Genomic DNA, 16,102 nt, shown 5'->3' with positions numbered 1-16,102 from the left:
TCAACAACAATCCTGTTTATTGTTGCCGTTATTGGAATCGGTAATTCACACCGAGAACAATCCAGTGCTCGACGTATTCCCGGGAGGTTACGTCGCTGATCCGCTCCTCCCGTCCGACTGTAAGGCGACTACTGAGCGAGCGGCTCATGTCGTACTGCAATCCAAGAGAAGTCGTCACGGTCTGGTCGTCCGTATCGTCATCACTGTAAGAATTTGAGTTAAAGGAACCAGATGCATGCCCTCTCAATCTGCTCGTTAGCTTTCGGTTGTAGCTTGCATCAATACCGTAACTATCTTCTTGATATCCAGACGACAAATAATCCGTTACGTCGTAGGACACTCCAAGCTCGAAAGTATCACCATTAGACAAGTTGTTTCGGTAAGCCGCCCGTACTACCGTTAATTCGATTGCCTCGGTTTCCTGAACATTGAAAACCAATCCGGCGAAAACAATATCGTAGTCGGAAGTCTGGTCTGTAAGTTGATGGCTGCCAGAAAGGGTGATGCTTGAAGAAGAGTTCAATTCCCTTTCTAAAAACAAGCTCCAAACCATTCCATTATTGTCAGAACTGAAGCCAGCAAAACTACTCTCGATCTTGCTCGCCCCAACCGACCCGCTGACCACCGTGGAAACCCAACGTTTATTAAAATTAACGTTTGCAGTTTGGCGGTCTATTTCCTGGCCGGTATCCATTTCAGACTGGTCCAGCTGGAAGCTCAGACCACCGGAGAAGGTACTGGAGAGAAGGTGATTCCATGCGGCAGTGCCCACGTACCGGTCACTGTCCGTTTCGTCTGGCTCATCGTAATTAGTGGACTCAAATCGCGCGTCCAATGTGAGCGTATCCTGTGGCGACAGACGCATCATGTACCGGGGCCCGGTACTGAAAATATTCTTGCGGGAAGTGTTGTCCGGGTTATTCCCCCCCCGGGAGTCCTGAACAACATCCCGGGTACGATTGGATACATCCCAATAGAGGTTATTGGCTAGCTGGCAATCACCCAACAGGTCGCTGTCAATGTAAGTTTCCGGATCGTAGGTATCATCAAGCCAGCGGCCATAGCCTAGTTTTGCTGCAATCGAGCCATTGCAACGACCGGGATCGGAATTATAGTTGATGCCGAAATTGACCCGACTCTCAAGATCGCTTTCTTCTCCGCTGCTTACCTGTTTGGCGTTGTCAGTGTACCGTTCTTCCAGGCCTATCGAATATGCAATCGGCTCCGCCGCTGCAGGTAACGAAAAACTCCCGCAGGCAACCAACGACGACAAAGCCGCTAACCTTTTCAGGACAACCTTATCCATTGATCACGGCCCCGACAAATTTGTTCGGATCAAAGGACTGGGCCGCGGCTTCAACCGCCCCGGGAGTCATCCTGCCATGCGGAACCACAAGCATTGAATAGTCACACAGTTCAGCCAGAATCCGTGCGTCCGGGCTCTCATCAACGGAGGCAGTATCAATAACGATGAATCGATCGGGATAGCGCCGACGTACTGCCTGAATAAACTGCTTCATTCTGAACGAGGTGAAGAACTCAGCGGCGCTTTCCCGCTGACTACCCGCCGGAATCAATCGGAGTCGGGGAATCCCCGTTGGGTACAGAATCCGGGCGATGTCGTAATCAGGATCATCCAGGAAATCGGTAAGCCCACTGTCGGTAATGATGTCGAGCCGGGAATGAATGGTCGGATTACGGAGGTTGCAGTCGATAATCAGCGCTGTTTTAGCCTGATCGAAAGCAAACGCAGCGGCGAGGTTCAGGGCAACGAAGGAGGAACCTGAACCCTCACAGGCACCACTGACCACCAGTGTAAAGTTGTTGCCTCCCGACAATTCGAGGAGCTTGGTTCTCAAGCTTCGAAAGCGGTTGACCAACGCCCTGTTTTTGGACTCGGGATAAATAATCCGGCGCTCATCCAGATCGTCCGATGTGAGCGTGCGCGGCTCCTGCATCTTGGCGATCTGCTTACTGATGACATAGCGATCAACCGCCCCGGATCCGAGATCAAACGAACTCGGCACCAACAGGCGGGAATCCTGCCAATCGGAGTAAGCAACCTTGCGGTCGTCAACCTCGCCGGAGGATTTGTTCCAATAGGGGTTCCGGTTGGTGACCTCGTTTGCAGGGTCCGTTACCTCAGGTTCTTCGTTACCTGCCCGGTTGCCATTTTCGGTACGACGGTTCGATTCAGACATCAAAAATACCCGACCCCACGCGCTACACCTATTACAATGTAGACCACTGCAGTTATAACTGAACAAAACACCACCATATTAGTCAGGCGGCGATCACGGCGCTTTTCAAAAGGAGTGCGAACTTCCGGGATCTCTATCAAAACAGGAAGGCCGATGTCCTCTTCAAGCTGTTCCTTTGCCCTTACTCGCGGATCGATTTGCAAAAGCCCAGCTGCGGCCCCAAAGGGCGCTAAAATTCCAAGAATCAGGCCGCTCAATGCAAACATCGGGAATTTCGGTCCGGTTGGAGAAGAAGGGTACTGAGCAGCTTCGTTAATTCGGTAGTTCAGCCCCTGGCCTTCCACATCCAGATGCATAGAGACTCGGGCTCTTTCTCTCCGTTTGAGCAAGTCATCATAAATCTGCCGATTGACCTCCATATCCCGGGTTAATTCAGAGTACTCAGTTTTATTCTCCTGAATACGCTCCATTCGGGCCTCTTGTTGTGCAAGGAGCCGAGTAAGCGAATTAATCCGAGTATCAATCGTTTGAATGTCAGTGCGCGTTTTGGCCAGAGAAGCACGCAGTTCCCGAAATAGCGGATTATCAACGTCATCACTAATGACTGTAACCGCTTCGCCATCAGCCAGCGCCCTGGCACGCTGGCGTTTCAATTCAGCTATTTGTTCGCGAAGGATCACAATATCTGGGTAGGTATCAAGGTAGCGCAGTCTCAACGAATCCAATTGTTCCTCAAGTGAGGAAATTCGATCAGAGAACTGGTCAGCGGTTTGCTCGCGACGTATTGTCGGACTGATCTCATTGAGTTGCTGATTCAGAGATTGGGCCTTTGTAACCTGCTGCTCTCTCTCCAGTTGTGCAAGCTCTATCTGCCCCCTGAGCGTCGCCATCCTGGCATTAGCCTCGCTTTCCGTTCCATCAACATTTCCAGATAAAAAAACCTGCAGCCGGCGTTCTACTTCCGCAAGCTGCCGTTCATAACTTTTAACCTGACTGTCGATAAAGTCATAGGCGCCACGGCTTTCGGTTCGCTTACGTTCACTACTCTCCGCAATGAAGAGCTGAGCGAGCTTCTGAGCCACCCGAAACGCCTCAGCCTGGGAAGTGGACTCATACCCAATAGTGAAGTAGTTGCCCCCCCTACGTTTTACGAAAAGCCCGGAACGCAGAGCGCTGATTCGCTGCTCTATTACGTTCTGTGTTACCGCCGCCGAATCTGAAAAAATATCCTTGTCTTCCGCAGCCAGGGCCAGGACCTTGCGGGTGAGCAGCATTTCCCTGGCAGCTGTAGTGGTATCAGAAACCTCAGTTGTGACCGCACTGCCTTTCATTAACGGCTGAATGATGTTGCTGTCATCCACAAAAATCACAACCTCGGACTGGTATTTGTAAGGCCAGACAAACCCCAATCCAAGAATGGTGAAACTGATCACCAGAAACATCAGATATGCCAGCCATTTCCGTTCGCGGATTTCTCTGATGATTTCAACTGGCAACTGTGACAACGGAAGTGCCATAAGCTCTCACTTGATCCTGTTCGCAGCGCAGCGCGACGGCCTGCTTGCTTCAAAAATTATCGGTGTTCGCCAGATCAGAACTTGCGCTCCGGTATTGAAAGGATATCGCCCGGACGCATGGCATAGTTTGTTTTAATGTCGCCACGTTCCAGAATATCTTCCAGCCGGACAGGAATAGCCACCACTTCATCACCGAGCAGTCGGTAAAGCATGGCATCATTCAACGAAGCAAACTCATTCGCAGCACCCGCACTCAGGAATAGGTCAATTACCGTCATGCCCGCGCGGTGGGGCACGGACACAGGCGAACGCACAGCGCCAGTAACCCGTACGCGATCTGAAAACTCATGGCTGCCCATGGAATTTACAACAACGCTGACTTGTGGCTCCCGGATATACCGGGCCAGCCCACCCTTGATGTCGCTCGCAAGGAGTTCAGGTGTTTTGCTGCTCGCTTTCACATCGCCAATCAAAGGAACAGAGATCATGCCGTCAGGGCGGACCGGAGCGGTGATACTGAGTTCCGGATTTCTCCACACAGATACGCTGACGACATCTGTCGGCCCCAGGACATAGCGCCCGACACTGGTAGTCGTATCCAGTGCCAGCGCCTGCTGAATTTTTTCATCAGACGAGGCTTTTGGGCCTGACGCACAGCCAGACAACATCAACGCAACCACCAGAGACATCACGCCTCCGGCTAAACCCAACTTATGCGACATAACACGCCCCTTTCCTGTTTCCATGTCAGCAACCTTTTATAGTTTGTCCAGCACTTAATCAACGCGATCCTTTTTTAAAAAGAACCACTTCAACCGTTTGAATAATCACCAGAAGATCCAGTAACAGGCTCTGGTTCTTAATGTAGTATAGGTCGTATCGAAGTTTTTCACGGCTATCTTCCTCATTATCTGCATAAGCAAAGCAGAGTTGAGCCCAGCCGGTAATACCCGGCTTTACCCTGTGCCGTTCGTTATAAAAAGGGATTGATTCCGCCAGCTTTTCCACAAACACGGGGCGTTCCGGCCGCGGGCCCACAAATGCCATGGAGCCGTTCAATACGTTAAAAATCTGCGGCAGCTCGTCGATCCGGACCTTCCGGATAAACGCACCAACTTTCGTTACCCGGTTATCATTCTTTTGGGCCCACACGGCGCCATTTTTTTCTGCATCCGTTCTCATCGACCGAAACTTATGGACCTTAAACGGCCGCCCATTGAGCCCGACCCGTTCCTGACTGTAAAAAACAGGCGCACGCAAACCATCTTCAAGCTTGATCGCCATGACCGTAAACAGCATCAACGGGAATGACACCAGTAACAAAAGCCCCGCAGCCAGGAGATCAATGGCCCTTTTGCTGAAACCCGAAACCGAAGAAACAGTAAAACCATCGGTAAAGACCAGCCATCCCTGAGAAATCATTTCCAACGCGACTTTTCTGGACTCGCGCTCATAGAACGTCGCACCATCAACAATGCGGACACCTTCCATTTTGCATTCCAACAGATCCTCCATCGGCAGCCCCTTTCGGCGATCATCAACCGCTACGACGATTTCACTCACGGGGTGTTTCTGGATATAGCGATGCAACGGAACGACAGGATCAATCAGCAGATCTTTGGAGATTTCAACAGGTTCGCCGGGAAGAGCCACGTACCCTGCAAACGTGAACCCCTTTCGGTTAAATGGGGTTTGCAGATCTTCCAGCAATTGACGTGCCCTCACCCCCGCACCAAGCACGAGCACCTTCCTCTTGAAGGCATCTTTACCTGCAATGGCAAAAAACAGTGTGCGAGCAATCCCGAGCAGGAAGAAGCCAATGACCGACGAGGTGGTCAGAACGCCAACGGTACCCAGGTACCAGAGCCAGTCATTTGCCACCAGGTAGGCTATCCCCGACAGGGGTAAACTGAAGATAAGTGCCAGAATCGTTCTTAGCATCATTCCCGACATACCGTCTTCCAGACGGGATTGATGTACACCGATGGCAACCATGACCAACATATTCATAAGAGCAAATATGAAGGCAGACGGGATGACAAAACCCAGATTTAAAAGAAAGAAGTCGACTTCGCCAAAATAGCGAAAGAAAACGGTAATTATGAAGGAAGCTACTAATACCAGGAAATCAATTAACCCCAGTATTACAAATGGAAAGTGAATGTAATGCCTGAACAATCTGACGTGAGCCACGTCAACTCCTTGTGCTGATCACACCTGATAGAGGTCCGCGCATCCACTGCGACGGAAATAACTCATAGTGTGAGAGATTGTACTGCAAAGAATCCAAACTTCAATCAATCTCCGACTTACTACATATAGCACAAGAAAGTGTAAAAATTACTGACGAAATGGCCCTGAACAAGTCAGGGCCAAATCAGAAACGCCGTCGTGCTATCAGGCAGCTTTTTTGCGGCGACTAATGCCAAGACCAATCAAACCCAATCCCATCAACGCCAGAGTGCCTGGCTCCGGTACAGTGCCGATCGTTACACTATCGATACCAAAGCCATCGTCTACGCTGTTTGCGTAAAATACGATATCACCGAGGCCCGCCGCATCAAACAAACTGATGAAGTAAACCTCTGCATCATCATTACTTTGGCCAAAAATATCGGCAAAGCTGAAATCAACGCCACCGACGGACAAACGACCGTCCCGGTCATTTGGATCAGTCATATAGAAACCGATAGCATTTACCCCGGCAGCAACACTCAGCGTCATAACTTCTGAGTCAAAGCTATCGAGCCATTGATTGTTACCAGCCTCATCCGGCGCAGGAAAACGCCCGGTAAACGGCGACGTATTATCGCTCAACACTGCCAGACCGTCTGCACAAGTTGGCACGCATGCTCCGGTAGGGTCACCACCAGCGACAGTCTGAGTGAATACGCCTACAGCGGTGTTAAAAGAGTTCTGCTGTACTCCGTCAGCAAACCCTTCAAACCCCTCTTGGATGATTGAATCACCCTGAAGGTACGACAGAAACTGTGCTTCCGCCGCTTCTGACGCAGCAGCACCTTCTCCACTAATACTCAGAATAGGAGCAGCTTCGGCAACAGTAACCGCGCCCATCATGGACAACGCTACGCCAAGAGTCCTTGCTGTAAATTTTCCCTTAATCATGTGTAGCTCCTCAAATAAAGTGCGACATTCATAATACTTATCCGCGCACCATCACTTTTGCAAAAGCCGGGCCACCGTTATTTTTTTCTTATATTACAATAAACTAAATGACTATCAGACCTATCACATATGCATTAATGTAAAATAATTCGACAAAAAAAAGCGAAGCTCCTGAAAGCTCCGCTTTTTTGTATTACCCAAAATCGATCAAATCCAATACTTACAATACATCCCCGGGTATTCTCACCCAGCCTTCCATCAGTATTCGGGCACTACGGCTCATTATCGCCTTGGTGGCTGTCCACTGCCCGGCAACCTCCTTCGCTTCGGCACCGACACGCAAAGTTCCGGAAGGGTGTCCGAAAGTTACCTGGTTGCGCTCTCCACCACCGGCAGCAAGATTCACCAGGGTGCCCGGAATGGCGGAGGCTGTTGCAATCGCTACAGCAGCCGTACCCATCATGGCGTGGTGCAGCTTACCCATGGACATGGCACGTACCAGTACATCGATGTCATTTACCGCAATTGCTTTACCGCTGGAGGCCGTATAGTCCTGAGGCTCCGCCACAAAGGCAACCTTGGGCGTATGCTGCCGACCTGCAGCTTCGCTGACATCGGAGATCAGCCCCATTTTCACTGCTCCATGGGCCCGGATGGTCTCAAACATTTCCAGCGCCTTGGGATCGCTGTTGATGTCATCCTGCAACTCCGAGCCCTTGTACCCAATCGCATCAGCATTGACGAAGATGGTCGGGATGCCGGCATTGATCATGGTGGCCTTGAGGGTCCCTACCCCGGGAACCTCAAGATCATCCACCAGATTGCCCGTCGGGAACATGGCTCCTTCGCCATCGGCCGGATCCATGAACTCGATCTGCACCTCTGCCGCCGGGAAAGTTACGCCGTCCAGCTCGAAATCGCCGGTTTCCTGAACTTCGCCGTCAGTGATGGGCACATGAGCCACTATCGTTTTACGGATGTTGGCCTGCCAGATACGAACGGTGCAGATGCCATTGTCTGGAACCCGATCTTTCGCAACGAACCCGCCATTGATGGCAAAGGCTCCTACAGCAGCCGTCAGGTTTCCGCAGTTTCCGCTCCAGTCGACAAATGGCTTGTCGATGGATACCTGTCCGAACAGGTAGTCCACGTCATGATCTGGCTGAGTTGCCTCAGCCAGAATGACGGTTTTGGACGTACTGGAGGTTGCCCCGCCCATACCATCCGTTTGTTTCTGGTACGGATCCGGGCTACCAATGACTCGAAGCAGCAGATTGTCCCGGGCTTCCCCCGGGACCTGGCATGCTTCCGGCAGATCCTGCAGCCGGAAGAACACACCCTTGCTGGTCCCGCCACGCATATAGGTGGCAGGTACTTTTATTTGCGGCGCGAAGCTCATGCAGCCCCCTCTGACTCCAGGAAGTCATTGGCAAAACGCTGCAATACACCACCCGCAGAGTAGATGCCCAGCTCGGCAGCGGTATCAAGGCGGCAGATCACCGGCACTTCCACGCTCTCGCCATTCTTACGATGAATAACCAGAGTCAGTTCTGCGCCCGGAGCGATGTCGCCTTTCACGTCGTAGGTTTCCGTACCATCGATGTTATAGGTGTTGCGGGTCTCCCCTTCCCGGAACTGCAAAGGTAGAACACCCATGCCCACCAGGTTGGTGCGGTGAATACGCTCAAAGCCTTCGGCAACAATCGCTTCAACACCTGCCAGACGAACCCCTTTGGCCGCCCAGTCTCGAGAAGAGCCCTGGCCGTAGTCAGCACCGGCAACAATAATCAGCGGCTGCTTACGCTTCATGTAGGTTTCAATCACGTCCCACATGCGCTTGACCTCACCCTGCGGCTCCAGACGCGCCAGCGAGCCCTGAATGATTTCACCCTTCTCGTCCCTTACCATTTCGTTCAGGATTTTCGGGTTAGCCAGGGTCGCACGCTGCGCAGTCAGGTGATCGCCACGGTGGGTCGCGTAGGAGTTAAAGTCTTCCTCCGGCAGCCCCATCTTGTGGAGGTATTCACCAGCAGCAGAGTCCATCATGATGGCGTTGGACGGCGACAGGTGATCCGTGGTGATGTTGTCACCCAGTACCGCCAGCGGACGCATACCGGTCAGGGTACGCTCAGCAGCCAAAGCACCTTCCCAATATGGCGGACGGCGAATATAGGTGGACTGTGGACGCCAGTCATACAGTGGGCTTTCCGCCTGCTCTGCGTCGCCCAGATCAAACATCGGGATATACACCTGCTTAAACTGCTCAGGCTTCACGTACTCACCAACGATGCGATCGATTTCTTCATCGGAAGGCCAGATATCCTTCAGGGTGATGGCATTGCCGTCTTTGTCGTAACCCAGGGTGTCCTTTTCAATGTCGAAACGGACCGTACCAGCAATAGCGTAGGCAACGACCAACGGCGGCGAAGCCAGGAACGCCTGCTTGGCATAAGGATGAATCCGGCCATCAAAGTTACGGTTACCAGACAGAACGGCTGTGGCGTAGAGGTCACGATCGATGATTTCCTTCTGGATCTTCGGATCCAGAGCACCGGACATACCGTTACAGGTGGTGCACGCGTATGCAACGATACCGAAGCCGAGCTTTTCCAGCTCAGGCAACAGGCCCGCTTCTTCCAGGTACAGACGGGCAACCTTGGAGCCTGGCGCAAAGGAGGACTTCACCCACGGCTGGCGAATCAGGCCCAGTTCGTTTGCCTTCTTGGCCAGAAGCCCAGCGGCAACCACGTTGCGCGGGTTAGAGGTGTTGGTACACGAGGTAATCGCCGCGATGATCACAGCACCGTCCGGCATCTTGCCTTCTTTCTCTTCCGCCAGAGCCTTGTCCAGATCCTTGGCAATGCCGCGCTCATGCAGCGCGGACGTCGGCAGGCGACGATGCGGGTTGGACGGACCGGCCATGTTGCGAACGACCGTCGAGAGATCAAACTCCAGCACACGCTCGTACTGGGCTTCATTCATCTGGTCTGCCCAGAGGCCGGTCTCCTTGGCGTATTTCTCAACCAGGTCTACCTGCTCGGGCTCACGGCCGGTCAGTTTCAGGTAATCAATGGTCTGATCGTCGATGTAGAACATCGCCGCAGTAGCACCGTATTCCGGGGTCATGTTGGAGATGGTTGCGCGATCACCGATGGTCAGGCTTGAGGCACCTTCCCCGAAAAATTCCAGGTAGGCGCCTACTACGCGCTCCTGGCGGAGAAACTCGGTGATGGCCAGAACGATATCAGTTGCGGTAATACCCGGCTGACGCTTACCCGTCAGCTTCACGCCAACGATGTCCGGAAGACGCATCATGGAAGGACGACCCAGCATAACGGTCTCGGCTTCCAGGCCACCTACGCCAATGGCGATAACGCCCAGGCAGTCGATATGCGGGGTGTGGCTATCGGTACCAACGCAGGTATCGGGAAAAGCGATACGGTGGCCATCTTCGTCTGCACGATCCTGAATGACCGGAGACATCTTCTCCAGGTTGATCTGGTGCATGATGCCGTTACCGGCCGGGATCACATCGACGTTTTTGAACGCAGTTCGGGTCCAGTCGATGAAATGGAAGCGGTCCTCGTTACGGCGATCTTCAATAGCACGGTTCTTTTCGAATGCGTCCGGATCAAAGCCCGGCGCTTCAACCGCCAGAGAATGGTCAACGATAAGCTGGGTCGGTACGACCGGATTTACCTTTGCAGGATCCCCGCCTTTCTCGGCGATGGCATCACGCAGGCCAGCCAAGTCTACCAGAGCAGTCTGGCCGAGGATGTCGTGGCAGACAACACGGGCAGGATACCAGGGAAAATCCAGGTCACGCTTACGTTCGATGAGCTGCTTGAGCGAATCTGTCAGGGACTCCGCGTCACAACGACGAACCAGCTGCTCCGCCAGAATCTTCGAGGTGTATGGAAGCTTGTCGTAGGAACCAGATTGGATAGCCTCAACGGCTTCACGGGTGTCGTAGTATTCCAGGTCGGTACCCGGAAGGGACTTTCTGTATTCAGTATTCATGGTCGTTGGTCTCTCAATTCTTGGCATTCGGCCCAAAAAACAGGGCTGCCCATGGCAGCCCTCGAATTGCCGTTAGCTACGCTTGTCAATCGGCAGCCATTCTTCACTTTCCGGACCGGTATATTCCGCACTCGGGCGAATAATCCGGTTATTGGCACGCTGCTCTTTCACGTGTGCAGTCCAGCCGGATACGCGGGACATTACAAAGATAGGCGTAAAGAGCTCAGTCGGGATGCCCATGAAGTGGTAAGCCGATGCGTGGAAGAAGTCAGCGTTACAGAACAGTTTCTTCTCGCGCCACATAACCTCTTCGCAGCGAACCGAGACCGGGTACAGAACCGTGTCACCCACTTCCTGCGCCAGTTTTTCTGACCACTTCTTGATGATCACGTTGCGAGGATCAGACTCACTGTAGATCGCATGGCCAAAGCCCATGATTTTTTCTTTGCGCTCCAGCATGCCCATCAGGCCGGACTCTGCTTCTTCCGGAGTCTGGAATTTCTGGATCAGCTCCATCGCGGCTTCGTTGGCACCACCGTGCAGCGGGCCACGCAGTGAGCCAATAGCGCCGGTTACACAGCTGTGAATGTCAGACAGGGTGGAAGCACACACACGAGCGGTAAAGGTAGAAGCGTTGAACTCGTGCTCTGCGTACAGGATCAGAGACACGTTCATCACGCGCTCATGAAGTTCGCTTGGCTTCTTGCCATGCAGCAGTTCCAGGAACAATCCACCAATGGAATCACTCTCGGTCGCACTGGTGTCGATACGCACGCCTTCGTGCGCAAAGCGATACCAGTAGGTGATGATGGACGGGAACACCGCCAGCATCCGATCAATCTTGTCGTCCTGCTCGCTGAAGTCCTGCTCAGTTTCCAGGTTACCCAGCATGGAACAGCCGGTACGCATCACGTCCATCGGATGTGCGTCTTTGGGAATCTGCTCAAGAACGGTCTTAAGTGCCTCAGGCAGAGTACGCAGGCTTTGAAGCTTCTGCTTGTATGCATCAAGCTCCTGCTGGTTCGGCAGCTTGCCACGTAGCAACAGGTAAGCCACTTCTTCGAACTGGGCATTATCGGCCAGATCAGTAATGTCATAGCCGCGATAGGTCAGGCCGGTACCGGTTTTACCAACGGTACACAGAGCGGTTTCGCCGGCAACCTGCCCACGCAGGCCTGCACCACCAAGTTTTTTTGCTTCAGCCATGGTCATTCTCCCTCTAGTCGTTGTTTAACCTTTGTTTTGGGTGAAAAGCTGGTCCAGCTTCTGCTCGAAATCGTGGTAGTTAAGGAAATCGTACAGTTCCATACGGGTCTGCATCAGGTCTACCACCTCTTTCTGGTCGCCTTTTTCCAGAATGCTCTGGAATACAGTCAGCGCTGCTTTATTCATTGCACGGAACGCACTCAGCGGATACAGAACCATGGCAGCACCGGCTTCTGCCAGCTCAGCTTTGTTATAAAGCGGGGTAGCACCGAACTCGGTGATATTTGCCAGAATCGGCGCATCGATAGCTTCAGCGAAGGCCTTGTAATCAGACAGTTCGTGAACAGCCTCGGCGAAGATGCCGTCAGCACCCGCCTCAATGCAGGCTTTTGCACGGTCAATGGCCGCTTCCAGGCCTTCTTTCTGGAACGCATCAGTACGGGCCATGATGAAGAAATCTTTGTCTTCGCGGGCATCTGCCGCGGCCTTGATGCGATCGACCATTTCCTCTTTGGAGACGATTTCCTTGTTCGGACGGTGGCCGCAGCGCTTCTGGGCAACCTGGTCTTCAATGTGGACGGCAGCGGCACCAGCACGCTCCATTTCCTTGATGGTGCGGGCAATGTTGAATGCCCCACCCCAACCAGTGTCGATATCCACTAACAGAGGCAGTTCAGAAGCAGCAGTAATACGACGCACATCTTCAACCACGTCGTTCATGCTGGTCATGCCGAGATCAGGAAGGCCGTATGACGCATTGGCCACACCACCACCAGACAGATAGATAGCCTGATGCCCCACCCGTTCGGCCATCATGGCTGCATAGGCGTTGATGGTGCCAACGATTTGAAGCGGTTGGTTCTCAGCCAGTGCCTTGCGAAAGCGAGCACCCGGGGAAAGCTTATTAGCCATAACAATATCCTCTCTTATCAGATCGTTAGAACGCCTTCTTCAATCTTTTTCTCGATATTCAAACGCGCGGCGTTGATGTGTCTTTTCATCAGAAATTCGGCGAGTTCGCCATCCCGCTGGGCAATGGCTTCGACGATACGGCGGTGTTCACCAAGCGCCAGATGGGGGCGCCCGGCCGAGGTGCTTAACCGGTAACGGTACATACGCACCATGTAGTAGAGATCGCCCAGGAGCATCTGAGCCAGTTTAGTATTGCGGCTTCCTGTGGCTATCCGATGGTGGAAATCATAGTCGCCCTCAGCCTGATAGTACGCCTGACCCTGAGCTTGCTCGATCATTTTCTCGTGGCTGTCCAGGGTGGCCTGAAGATCGCGGATTTCTTCATCGGTCATTCGCTCGGCAGCCTGCTTCGCCGCAAGGCCCTCCATAACTTCGCGGATGCGATAGAGCTCAAGCAACTCAGAAGCGCTGACGGAAACGACACTGACGCCGGCATGGGGTCGACGAACCAGAAGACCTCGTGATTCGAGGCGGCCCAGGGCTTCGCGTAAAGGCCCACGGGTCAGGTTGAAACGTGAACAGAGCTCTACTTCACCAATTTTTTCACCGGGGGCCAGGCCACCGGTTACGATGGCCGTTTGCAAACAATCGAAGGCTTCATCGGCACGAGTTAGAGTCTGAATCGGTGCTTCTGCCATTTTTTGTCAACAATCCTGATGGGAATGACGAAAAAGTACGCTTCCGTGCATGGATTGTCAACAATAACGACAAATGGGAAAAGGGGCCTATCGCCTTTCAGCTGGAGGACTTTTATTTAAAACAGTGGGTTATAAGATAAAGACGAGTTTTCTTTCGGACATTGTTAACAATGTTGGTACAACAATGCTTACAACTGTAGCTGCATGGCGAATGAAACGTCTGGCGAATTCGGCACTTCAAAAGCATGTCCTGCAGACTCAAACATTCTGCCAACGGTCAGCGCTGCATTGAATTCACCACCGCGCATCAGCAACGACGCCTCATAAGCACTGGCCCTTGCCGAATCATCAGCCTGTGGCGATGAATCGGCGACCCAGCCACGCAGTGTAGCCAGTCGAATGTGGGTTTTCATGGTGCCGGTAAACGGAATTTCAAACGCCGGGCTTTGGGCGTTGATCTTAAGCCATCCACCCTCACTGGATGACAATGAGTTGTCCGAAAACCCCCTGAGCAACGAAGAAGATGCCACGGTGACATGCTCAGAGTCCGGTAAGGGATCGCGAGAAAACTGGTAATGTCCATCCAAAGCGACCCGCCAGTTGATCAGCGTCCGGCTGAGCGAAGACGACACCGCCAGCTTCTGATAACTCAGATCGGATTCATTAATGCTACTGCTTTCACGGGTTGAAAGGTGCTCAGTCCCAATACGGGCATCCATTCGGGTATGCAGGACAAATCCCGAATCAAGCTCCCCACGACTCGACGCTTTCAAACTGACCGACGAACGCCGGTCCAGGTCATTACTTTGCCAGGCACCAGCCTGGTATTCGTCGGTTTCCCGGGAAAAATGCCGCAACGTACTGTCGAATTCTATTGCGTGAAAGGAAAAGAGGGGGCGGGTTATCATGAGCGACATTGAGCGTTTGCGTCCAGACTCAGATACCCGCTCACCGCCGCTGGTTGTTGCATTCCGGTAGGTGCGCTGGGAGACATTAACCCGAATTTGCGATCCCTCAAACGGGAACCCGTACCGTAAACTCAGGTAATCAAGTTGGTTGTCGGTCTTGCGAGCTGTATCGTTCCGGAACTCAACGCCCATTGAATGACCGGAGAAGGTCAATCCACTGGCATCAACTTCCACGCGGCCACGAAACTGTTCGCTGGTATGCGCCGAGGCGCCGGACAAACGTATCTTGGAGGCCCACCAGGGTGAATGGTCCTTTTCGATCATGGCCGCGGAAACAGACTGAACTGCCGCGCACCATGTTAGTGCAAAAAGACAAACCGCTTTCACGTATGGATTCTATCTCTGATTTCAAAACACACTGATCTGAGGCACGCAAACCTTAACTCCATGTAATGTATTCATTCGGCTTCTGGCACACCAGTGGAGCTTGCCAAACGTTACAATTCGACTCAGTTGGAAGCATTCCAGTACCATTCTGATAACAAGCAAATACGGCCCAGAGACTCCATTTAGGGAATCGGTTTGGGTACACTCGGCACAATTTGTGAATGAGCGTTATTGACACCAAAGCAATTCAAGGCAGAAAGCTGAATAAAAGGACGAGCACCATGATCAAGAAATGCCTGTTCCCCGTTGCCGGTTACGGCACCCGGTTCCTTCCGGCAACCAAGGCCATGCCGAAGGAAATTCTACCAGTCGTTAACAAGCCGCTGGTTCAGTACGGGGTGGAAGAAGCCGCCGAAGCGGGGGTCCACGAATTCGGTTTCGTGACCGGTCGAGGCAAGAGGGCTATCGAAGACCATTTCGACATCAGCTACGAGCTGGAGCATCAGATCGCGGGGTCTGGTAAAGAAGACCTGCTGACCTCCATTCGTGACCTCATCAACAACAACAGCTTCGCCTTTACCCGCCAGAACGAGATGAAAGGTCTCGGGCATGCCATCCTTACAGGCCGCAACCTCATTGGCGACAATCCTTTCGCGGTAGTACTCGCTGACGATTTCTGCATGGGACCTGAGGGTGAAGACGGCGTACTGGCGCAAATGGTGCAACTGTACAAACAGTTCCGCTGTTCAATCGTCGCAATCGAAGAAGTACCGGAAGATGAAACCCACAAATACGGCGTGATTGCCGGCGAACCCATGAAGGACGGCCTCTATCGAATCACCGACATGGTGGAAAAGCCGGCTCCGGAAGACGCGCCGAGCAACCTCGCCATCATCGGCCGGTATATCCTGACGCCGGACATCTTTGAAATTATCGAGAACACCCCACCCGGTAAAAACGGGGAAGTCCAGATTACCGACGCCCTGCTCCAGCAGGCAAAAACGGGCTGTGTACTCGCCTATCAGTTCAAGGGACGCCGGTTCGACTGCGGTAGCATTGACGGTTTCGTCGAGGCGACCAACTACGTGTACGAAAACATCTACAAGAAGGGAAAGTGATTTCAGGGC

General features: G+C 52.8%; 13 protein-coding genes. 1 reads left to right on the top strand and 12 read right to left on the bottom strand.

What is annotated here, in order from left to right:
• Positions 1-28 precede the first annotated feature (28 nt).
• The 12 genes from FWJ25_RS06620 to FWJ25_RS06565 form a co-directional block, all read right to left on the bottom strand.
• Entirely contained in the window at positions 29-1,306 is a 1,278-nt protein-coding gene (locus tag FWJ25_RS06620; protein WP_149599461.1) for an outer membrane beta-barrel protein, read from the bottom strand.
• Positions 1,299-2,201, bottom strand: coding sequence for a P-loop NTPase family protein (locus FWJ25_RS06615; protein WP_246166675.1), 903 nt, complete (start codon positions 2,199-2,201; stop codon positions 1,299-1,301). Before FWJ25_RS06615 ends, FWJ25_RS06620 begins: the two co-directional genes overlap by 8 nt.
• The gene (locus FWJ25_RS06610; RefSeq protein ID WP_149599460.1) at positions 2,201-3,718 is read right to left on the bottom strand and encodes an XrtA system polysaccharide chain length determinant; all 1,518 of its coding nucleotides are present in this window, start codon (positions 3,716-3,718) and stop codon (positions 2,201-2,203) included. The genes FWJ25_RS06615 and FWJ25_RS06610 overlap by 1 nt, the downstream gene beginning before the upstream one ends.
• Before the next feature lie 74 nt (positions 3,719-3,792).
• Positions 3,793-4,440, bottom strand: coding sequence for an XrtA/PEP-CTERM system exopolysaccharide export protein (locus FWJ25_RS06605; RefSeq protein WP_149599459.1), 648 nt, complete (start codon positions 4,438-4,440; stop codon positions 3,793-3,795).
• A 58-nt stretch (positions 4,441-4,498) separates the two neighbouring features.
• Positions 4,499-5,911 carry a TIGR03013 family XrtA/PEP-CTERM system glycosyltransferase gene (locus FWJ25_RS06600; RefSeq protein ID WP_149599458.1) on the bottom strand — a complete coding sequence of 471 codons (1,413 nt, stop codon included), beginning with the start codon at positions 5,909-5,911 and terminating at the stop codon, positions 4,499-4,501.
• A gap of 204 nt (positions 5,912-6,115) precedes the next feature.
• A complete protein-coding gene (locus FWJ25_RS19860) occupies positions 6,116-6,844 on the bottom strand; it encodes a PEP-CTERM sorting domain-containing protein (protein WP_246166674.1) in 729 nt (242 codons plus the stop codon).
• Positions 6,845-7,064: 220 nt separating this feature from the next.
• Entirely contained in the window at positions 7,065-8,243 is a 1,179-nt protein-coding gene (prpF, locus tag FWJ25_RS06590) for a 2-methylaconitate cis-trans isomerase PrpF (protein ID WP_149599457.1), read from the bottom strand.
• Complete coding sequence (acnD, locus tag FWJ25_RS06585; protein ID WP_149599456.1) at positions 8,240-10,864, bottom strand: Fe/S-dependent 2-methylisocitrate dehydratase AcnD; 2,625 nt, start codon at positions 10,862-10,864, stop codon at positions 8,240-8,242. Before acnD ends, prpF begins: the two co-directional genes overlap by 4 nt.
• Positions 10,865-10,936: 72 nt before the next feature.
• Entirely contained in the window at positions 10,937-12,070 is a 1,134-nt protein-coding gene (gene prpC / locus FWJ25_RS06580; RefSeq protein WP_149599455.1) for a bifunctional 2-methylcitrate synthase/citrate synthase, read from the bottom strand.
• 24 nt (positions 12,071-12,094) lie between these two features.
• Entirely contained in the window at positions 12,095-12,982 is an 888-nt protein-coding gene (prpB, locus tag FWJ25_RS06575; protein ID WP_149599454.1) for a methylisocitrate lyase, read from the bottom strand.
• A gap of 17 nt (positions 12,983-12,999) precedes the next feature.
• Positions 13,000-13,680, bottom strand: coding sequence for a GntR family transcriptional regulator (locus FWJ25_RS06570; RefSeq protein WP_149599453.1), 681 nt, complete (start codon positions 13,678-13,680; stop codon positions 13,000-13,002).
• Positions 13,681-13,868: 188 nt separating this feature from the next.
• The gene (locus FWJ25_RS06565; protein WP_149599452.1) at positions 13,869-14,912 is read right to left on the bottom strand and encodes a ShlB/FhaC/HecB family hemolysin secretion/activation protein; all 1,044 of its coding nucleotides are present in this window, start codon (positions 14,910-14,912) and stop codon (positions 13,869-13,871) included.
• Positions 14,913-15,256: 344 nt separating this feature from the next.
• On the opposite strand from FWJ25_RS06565, the gene galU reads away from it, so the two are divergent.
• Complete coding sequence (gene galU / locus FWJ25_RS06560) at positions 15,257-16,093, top strand: UTP--glucose-1-phosphate uridylyltransferase GalU (RefSeq protein ID WP_149599451.1); 837 nt, start codon at positions 15,257-15,259, stop codon at positions 16,091-16,093.
• Positions 16,094-16,102 lie beyond the last annotated feature (9 nt).

This window comes from Marinobacter salinexigens (assembly GCF_008370345.1).
Classification (GTDB): domain Bacteria; phylum Pseudomonadota; class Gammaproteobacteria; order Pseudomonadales; family Oleiphilaceae; genus Marinobacter; species Marinobacter salinexigens.
This window is presented reverse-complemented; position numbering and strand designations above follow the sequence as displayed.